Source organism: Leptospira alexanderi serovar Manhao 3 str. L 60, assembly GCF_000243815.2.
GTDB classification, from domain to species: Bacteria; Spirochaetota; Leptospiria; order Leptospirales; family Leptospiraceae; genus Leptospira; species Leptospira alexanderi.
Map to the genome: position 1 here is coordinate 110,120 of NZ_AHMT02000018.1, position 6,405 is coordinate 116,524.

Below are 6,405 nucleotides of genomic sequence, written 5' to 3' on the forward strand. Positions count from 1 at the left end.
GGGGCGCGTTGTGGGGCCGAGCGTTTCACAGAAGATTTGTCGTAATTCCGACAGATTTATATTCGGATCCAAGTGCTTGTGTAGTTGGTTATGGAACTCAAAGGGGCCTAACCGCTCCAGTTTTTCTTACCGAAAAAAGTTGTATGGCGTTTGCTCCGGTCGTCTCTAACGAGACGACTACTTACGCACACTCTGTGGGAAACCCAAGCAGAATGCGAACTTACGTATATGATTTATCTATGAAATAGAAAGCTTTGTTTGTTTTTGAATAGACTACGAAGCTCTTTTCGTGGAAAATATATGGGGAACGCATTTGGAGAGGAAATCATGAAAAAGATTATAATTTTAATACTTTTCCTATTCGGATTTTCCAGTGGAATCTTTGCAATTTCGGAAATAGAAGAGTTGTTAATCAAAGAGGCGACGAATCCGGAATTAAAAAAGATCGCAAAGGAATATCTGATTAAGAAAGCGAAGGACCATAAGGATCTTGCGGAAAGATATAAAAGCCTATCCAATCTGAGTAAAGGTGGAAAAGCGATTTCTTCTATTGAAGAACACAAAAAATACAAAAAATTAGCGGAGCACTGTGAAAAAGAAGCGAGTATTTACGAACGCGAAGCTAATAATCTTTAGGACTTGTCCCAAAACCTCTATAGAATTCTTGAATGAACGAAAATTTTAAAAGGCTCGGATGATTTCGACGCGGGCTCAAAGAAAATTTCGCATTTTGGAAGAAGTTTCCGAATTCTTTCTTTCTCAGAAAAAGAATTAAAATCCTGTAAATATAACTCCTTTAAATTCTGAAATGTTCCGATTTCTTCTGGAAGGATTTCGAGTTCTTGCGAGCTTAAATCTAGAATTCGAACTTCCGAGGGTTTTGAAGTGATTTTTCTAAATTGTTATAGGTAGAATGGTTCATAATCTATTTCTCCTGATTCATATGGCAAGATCGGATTCAATCTATACGAATCAACTAAAAGCGGGCTTCGTTTAAAATCGGTTTAACGGAGCGTAACGTCTAATGTCGCAAACTGGATTTCGAAAGGGAGATACGAACTAATTCCTCGGAAAAATAAAAATCCAATTCTCGCAAATGTTTAAATATATTCTTCCCCGTCTTTTTTGACAAAGATGGTTCCTTCTTCTTCCAATTCTCGAACGAGGTTTAGGATGACGTTTCTCGCATCGTTGATTTCCCGTAAGGTGAGTTTGCCTCTGATTTCCATCATATCCAAAATTTCCGCGGCCCGGTTTCGGGACATGGCATTCAAGAAATGATTTCTGAGTTCGTCTCCGGCTCCGCGCAGAGCCATGCTGAGACAATCGTCGTTGCCGATACGGTTGATTAAAATTCTCATTTCCTTCTGGTCCAAAGCGAGAACGTCTTCAAAGGTGTATAACTTCTCTTTGACTTGTTTCGCGAGTTCCGGAGAATTCGCTTCTAACTCTTTGAGAATGTTCTCTTCTTGGGATTTGTCCATATGATTGAGAATGTTTGCAAGCGCCTCCGCTCCTCCCGCTTCGCTGTATTCGGAACGATCTCTTTGTTCGTATTTTTTCTTGAGAACTCTCGCGATTTCTTTGATCGCATCGGGATGGGTTTTCGTCGTATTTGCAAGACGATAGGCGACGCTGGCTTGTAATTCTCCCGGAAAAAATTTTAGAATGTCAGCGGCTTTTTTGGGACTCATAAACGCGAGAGTAACTGCGACCGTTTGGGGAGATTCGTGTTGAAGCAGGCTCGCAAGGGTTCCCGGCTCGGCTTCGCTTAAGAATGAAAAATCGTCTTCTATGTCTTTTCGGGAAAGTTTACCGAGAATATTCTCCGCTTTTTCTTTTCCTAGGGACTGTTGCAAAATTTCCCGAGCGGCATCCATACCGCCTTTGATTTCTCCGTCACTAGGAAGGACTGAATTCTTAAACTCTAAGAGAACTTCTTCTTTTTCCCTTTTGGAAACGGTTTTAATCTGTGCCATTTCCAGGATAATCTCTTCGATCATGGAATCGTCGAGTTTCGATAGAACTTTGGCGGCGTCTTCTTTATTTAAAGAGAGAAGGAGCAGGGCCGATTTTCTGATTTTTTCTTTTCGAGCCGATTCTTTTTCCACAAAAATGAAATCCTTAGCCTGTAAGTAGGCGAAGGGGATGTTCCATAAGATCTCGGAATAAGGAAAGAAATCTAGCTCCTGTCGCTCCGTCTATGACTCTGTGATCACAAGAAAGCGTAACGTTCAAGATTTTTCCTGGAACGATACTTCCAGCCTTGAACACCGGTTTTTCAACAAGAGCGCCTACCGCAAGAATTGCCGCTTCGGGTTCGTTGATGACCGCGGTAAAGGAAGAGACTCCAAACATTCCGAGATTGGAGACGGTAAAGGTGCCGTCCGTGTATTCCCCCGGTTTGAGTTTTCTGTCTCTTGCCCGGGAAGCAAGTTCTTTTATCTCTCGACTGATTTCGAGAACGGATTTCTCTTCCGCGTTTCGAACATAGGGAGTAATGAGACCTCCTTCGATCGAAACTGCAACTCCGATATCGACTCTTCCATGCTCAAGGATATGATCTTCTCTCCAGGAAGAATTAACTTCGGGAACTTGCAACAAAGTATAAGAACACGCTTTGAGAATGAGATCGTTTACGCTGACTTTTCCCTGGCCGCTGAGTCCAAGGTCTCTATTGATGGAGTTTCTGAGGTCGTCGATCGGACCCGCGTCCAATTCCGTCGTAAGATAAAAATGAGGGATGGTTGACGTGGAATGTGCAAGACGGGAAGCGATCGTCTTTCTCATTCCTGTAAGTTCCAATTTACGGTCTTGTCGCATAACAAAAGTTCTGTCACCGCCACCCGACCGATAGGAGAGAATGTCTCGTTTGACGATCCTTCCTCCGGGACCGGAGCCGATCACTTCGCCAAGATTGATTCCTTTTTGAAGGGCGAGATTTTTAGCCAAAGGAGAGGCTTTGATCGGACGACCGCCGCGCACCGATCGAAGGGGAGAATGTTCCGATTCTTCCGAGCCGAATGCAGAGGATACTTTTAATCCGGAGGATTTCTCTTCGGTTGCGGATAAATCGTTGCTTCTGACATTTTGCAAAAGCGCGTCGCTCGTTTTCATTTCGGGATTCTTCCCTGTGTTTGTGACGGATGTCGGGGAAGAAGGAGATGCGAAAGCCGCATCTTGGGTTTGTGTAGAAGAAATTTGCGGTGTTGCGGATGACGTGCTTGGTGCGGAAGTGGAACCTTGGTTTTGTGTTGCATTGTCTTTTTTTGCGGGAATGGATTTCTTTGCAGTTTCGACTAATGCGGAAATATCTTCTCCCGATTTACCGATGATTGCGACGGGAGCGCCGACGGGAAGTAGGGAGCCTTCGGGTGCGAGAATTTCCAACAAGACCCCGGTTTCAAAGGCCTCCATTTCCATGATGGCCTTGTCTGTTTCCACTTCGGCTATGATTTCTCCCGGAGAAACGGAATCTCCTTTTTGTTTGAGCCAGCGGACGATCTTACCTTCCGACATCGTAGGACTGAGTTGAGTCATCTCTGCAATTTTAGCCATTTTGAATCTTCCTCGCTCTTCTTATTCGAGCATCTCCCGAACCTTCGCAATGATTTTTTCTTCGCTCGGAAGAGAGGCTTTTTCCAGGTTTGCAGCATAGGGCATGGGAACATCTTCCTGAGTGATTCTCTCCACCGGAGCGTCCAGATCATCAAAAGAATTTTTCTGGATCAAATACGCGATTTGGGAACCGAAGCCCGCCACTTCCCAACCTTCTTCCACGATCAAAGCTCGGTTCGTTTTTCGGATCGAAGTGTAAATCGCTTCTTCATCCAAAGGTCGGATGGAGCGAAGATCCAAAACTTCCACCGAAATCCCTTCTTTCGAGAGTTTCTCGGCAGCGGGTAGGGCATACATCAAGGCTCTCGACCAGCTAACAATTGTTATATCGGAACCCTCCCGTTTGAAATCGGCCTTTCCGAAAGGGATCGAATATTCCTGATCGGGAACTTCTCCTCTGGTTCCGTATAACACTTCGCTTTCGATAAAGATCGTAGGATTATTATCTCGAATTGCCGTTTTTAAAAGACCGCAAGCGTCCGCGGGAGTATAAGGAGCGATCACTTTCAAACCCGGGATGTGCGCATACCAACTTTCAAACGACTGAGAATGTTGAGCCGCGAGTCTGCCTCCGGCGCCACCGGCACCTCTAAAAACAATCGGAATCGGAAATTGACCCGCGCTCATATAATTCATTTTGGCGGCAGAGTTGATGATCTGATCGATTGCGACGAGAGAAAAATTCCAAGTCATAAATTCGATGATGGGACGTAGGCCCACCATCGCAGCGCCGATTCCAACACCCGCGAATCCGTTTTCGGAAATAGGAGTATCGATGACTCTTTTTTCGCCGTATTTGGCAAGCATTCCCTGAGAAACCTTATAAGCTCCATCGTAGTGACCGACTTCTTCTCCCATAAGAAAGATGTTCGGGTCCTGATCCATTTCTTCGCACATCGCTCTGTTGAGAGCTTCTCTATACGTGAGAATCGCCATCACACATCCTCCGCATAAACGTTCTTATATAGCCAGCCTAGCGGAGGTTCTTCGCTTTGATCTGCGAATCGGATCGATTCTTCCACTTGAGTTTGTATATCTATATCTAGTTTTTCTAATTCTTCTTCTTTCCATTCGGAATGAAGAAGATCGTCCTTTGCCTTTAGAAGAGGATCGCTTTTTTTATAACGATCCAATTCTTCCTTGGTTCTATATTTTGCGGGATCGGACATGGAGTGGCCTCGAAAACGATACGTGGAAATTTCCATGAGAGTGGGACCTTCTCCTCTGCGCGCACGCTCTACGGCAACACTAACGTGATCTCGAACCTTACGAACTTCGTCTCCCTCGATGTGATCTCTTGCGATATCGTAAGCTCCCGCACGAACCGAAACGTCCTTCACTGAAAGCGCTCTATATTCCGGCGTTCCCATCGCGTAGTGGTTGTTTTCGCAGATCATTACGAGAGGAAGTTTCCAGATTGCGGCGAGATTCATTCCTTCGTGAAAGGAACCGATGTTTGCGGCGCCTTCTCCGAAAAAACAAATTGTAACCGAGTCTTCGTTTTTGAACTTGGATGCGTAAGCGATTCCCGCCGCCAGGGAGATATGACCTCCCACGATTCCGTGTCCGCCCATAAATCGCTTGCTCTTATCAAAGAAGTGCATAGAACCTCCGTAACCTTTGGAGATCCCCGTCCTTTTTCCGAAGAGTTCGGCCATCAAGGCCTTCGGATCTAAACCTCTTGCAAGCGCGTGACCGTGATCCCTGTAAGTGGAAACGATGTAGTCTTGTTCTTTGAGGGCCGCGATCGATCCAACTCCCACTGCTTCTTGTCCGATGTAGAGATGGCAGAATCCGCCGATTTTTCCGGTGCTGTAGGATTTAGCGGCGCCTTCTTCAAATCTTCGAATGAGAAGCATTTGTTTGTAGAGTTCGAACAGGTCCTGGGTTTCTTTTTTGGTTTTGGGATGGTTGTTCATAAAATTAGATTTTGAAAACAATCGCAAAGTATCTTTCCAGAAGCGACTTATGCAAACCGATTTCGTTTCTACTTAAAAAAAATTCCAAAGATTTGGATCGGACAAAAACTTATTTTCGTAACAGAAAAACCGGATTTTCATTTATTTGTATGTGTACGATTTTACTCACTGGGAATTCAAGATAGGATTCTTCGTGTAAAATAAATAAATAGGGATATGCGAGTTGAAAAGGATGGACCAACCGCATATTTTTAGTGTTCTATAGTTTTTGTTTATGCAAAAGGCAGTGGAAAATGTTTTAGCCGATCTATTGAATTTTACAATAGTTGCAGATCCGGGCTCGGGGAAATTTTTTTCACTCAGTATTTACGAACAAGATCTTTTATAGAGCGGTTTCCAGAAGGCACACCCCGCTATCGGTACAATCAGGACGTTCGAAAAATACCAATCGGCGACTTTCCATATTCAGTTTATTATTTGAATCTAGATGACCTAACTCTGATTTCATAAGCCATTTTTATTTCTTTTGCGTACAAGTACAAGGAGTTTTGAAACAAACTCTGATATGGCGTCCCCACCGGAGCAGTAAATATTTTTTCGCATTTTTATCATCAAATAGTTTAACTCGTTAGAGAAAAGCATTCGCGACGATTGATCAGACTGATATTCGCGGGTTGGACCGCAGGATAATCTATACATCGGGAGCTGTTCTTAGTCTTAAAACAACTCAGCACTACCCTTCCTAAACTCAAATCTCGTTCCCGATGGGTCACGAGATAGGGCGCGTTGTAGATCAAATCTGCAAAGCAGAAATGCTTCAACACTGAGCCAACAAGTATTCCTCCTTTATCGTACATCTTCTCTAACG

General features: G+C 44.2%; 6 protein-coding genes and 1 pseudogene. 2 read left to right on the plus strand and 5 right to left on the minus strand.

The genetic code is table 11. The features are described from left to right. The first annotated feature begins 8 nt into the window (after positions 1-8). Positions 9-248, plus strand: a complete 240-nt coding sequence (locus tag LEP1GSC062_RS21265) for a hypothetical protein (RefSeq protein ID WP_078131909.1) — start codon at positions 9-11, stop codon at positions 246-248. 79 nt (positions 249-327) lie between these two features. Beyond that, entirely contained in the window at positions 328-636 is a 309-nt protein-coding gene (locus tag LEP1GSC062_RS07000; RefSeq protein ID WP_039941444.1) for an LIC_10421 family protein, read from the plus strand. Positions 637-782: 146 nt separating this feature from the next. On the opposite strand, the pseudogene LEP1GSC062_RS25800 reads toward LEP1GSC062_RS07000, so the two are convergent. The 5 genes and pseudogenes from LEP1GSC062_RS25800 to pdhA form a co-directional block, all read right to left on the minus strand. Beyond that, positions 783-922: pseudogene (locus LEP1GSC062_RS25800) on the minus strand (leucine-rich repeat domain-containing protein); the annotation flags it as partial. Positions 923-1,100: 178 nt separating this feature from the next. Continuing rightward, entirely contained in the window at positions 1,101-2,111 is a 1,011-nt protein-coding gene (fliG, locus tag LEP1GSC062_RS07005) for a flagellar motor switch protein FliG (RefSeq protein ID WP_010578043.1), read from the minus strand. Between the two features lie 13 nt (positions 2,112-2,124). Then, positions 2,125-3,558, minus strand: a complete 1,434-nt coding sequence (locus LEP1GSC062_RS07010) for a dihydrolipoamide acetyltransferase family protein (protein WP_010578044.1) — start codon at positions 3,556-3,558, stop codon at positions 2,125-2,127. 21 nt (positions 3,559-3,579) lie between these two features. After that, positions 3,580-4,554 (minus strand): pyruvate dehydrogenase complex E1 component subunit beta, encoded by a 975-nt coding sequence (locus tag LEP1GSC062_RS07015; RefSeq protein WP_010578045.1) that lies wholly within the window; start codon positions 4,552-4,554, stop codon positions 3,580-3,582. Then, positions 4,554-5,537, minus strand: coding sequence for a pyruvate dehydrogenase (acetyl-transferring) E1 component subunit alpha (gene pdhA, locus LEP1GSC062_RS07020; RefSeq protein ID WP_039941413.1), 984 nt, complete (start codon positions 5,535-5,537; stop codon positions 4,554-4,556). Before pdhA ends, LEP1GSC062_RS07015 begins: the two co-directional genes overlap by 1 nt. Positions 5,538-6,405 lie beyond the last annotated feature (868 nt).

Excerpts from the sequence above, each read along its gene's own strand:
- LEP1GSC062_RS07000 (WP_039941444.1), top strand. The coding sequence starts at position 328 with ATGAAAAAGATTATAATTTTAATACTTTTCCTATTCGGATTTTCCAGT.
- LEP1GSC062_RS07010 (WP_010578044.1), bottom strand. The coding sequence starts at position 3,558 with ATGGCTAAAATTGCAGAGATGACTCAACTCAGTCCTACGATGTCGGAA.
- LEP1GSC062_RS07015 (WP_010578045.1), bottom strand. The coding sequence starts at position 4,554 with ATGGCGATTCTCACGTATAGAGAAGCTCTCAACAGAGCGATGTGCGAA.
- pdhA (WP_039941413.1), bottom strand. The coding sequence starts at position 5,537 with ATGAACAACCATCCCAAAACCAAAAAAGAAACCCAGGACCTGTTCGAA.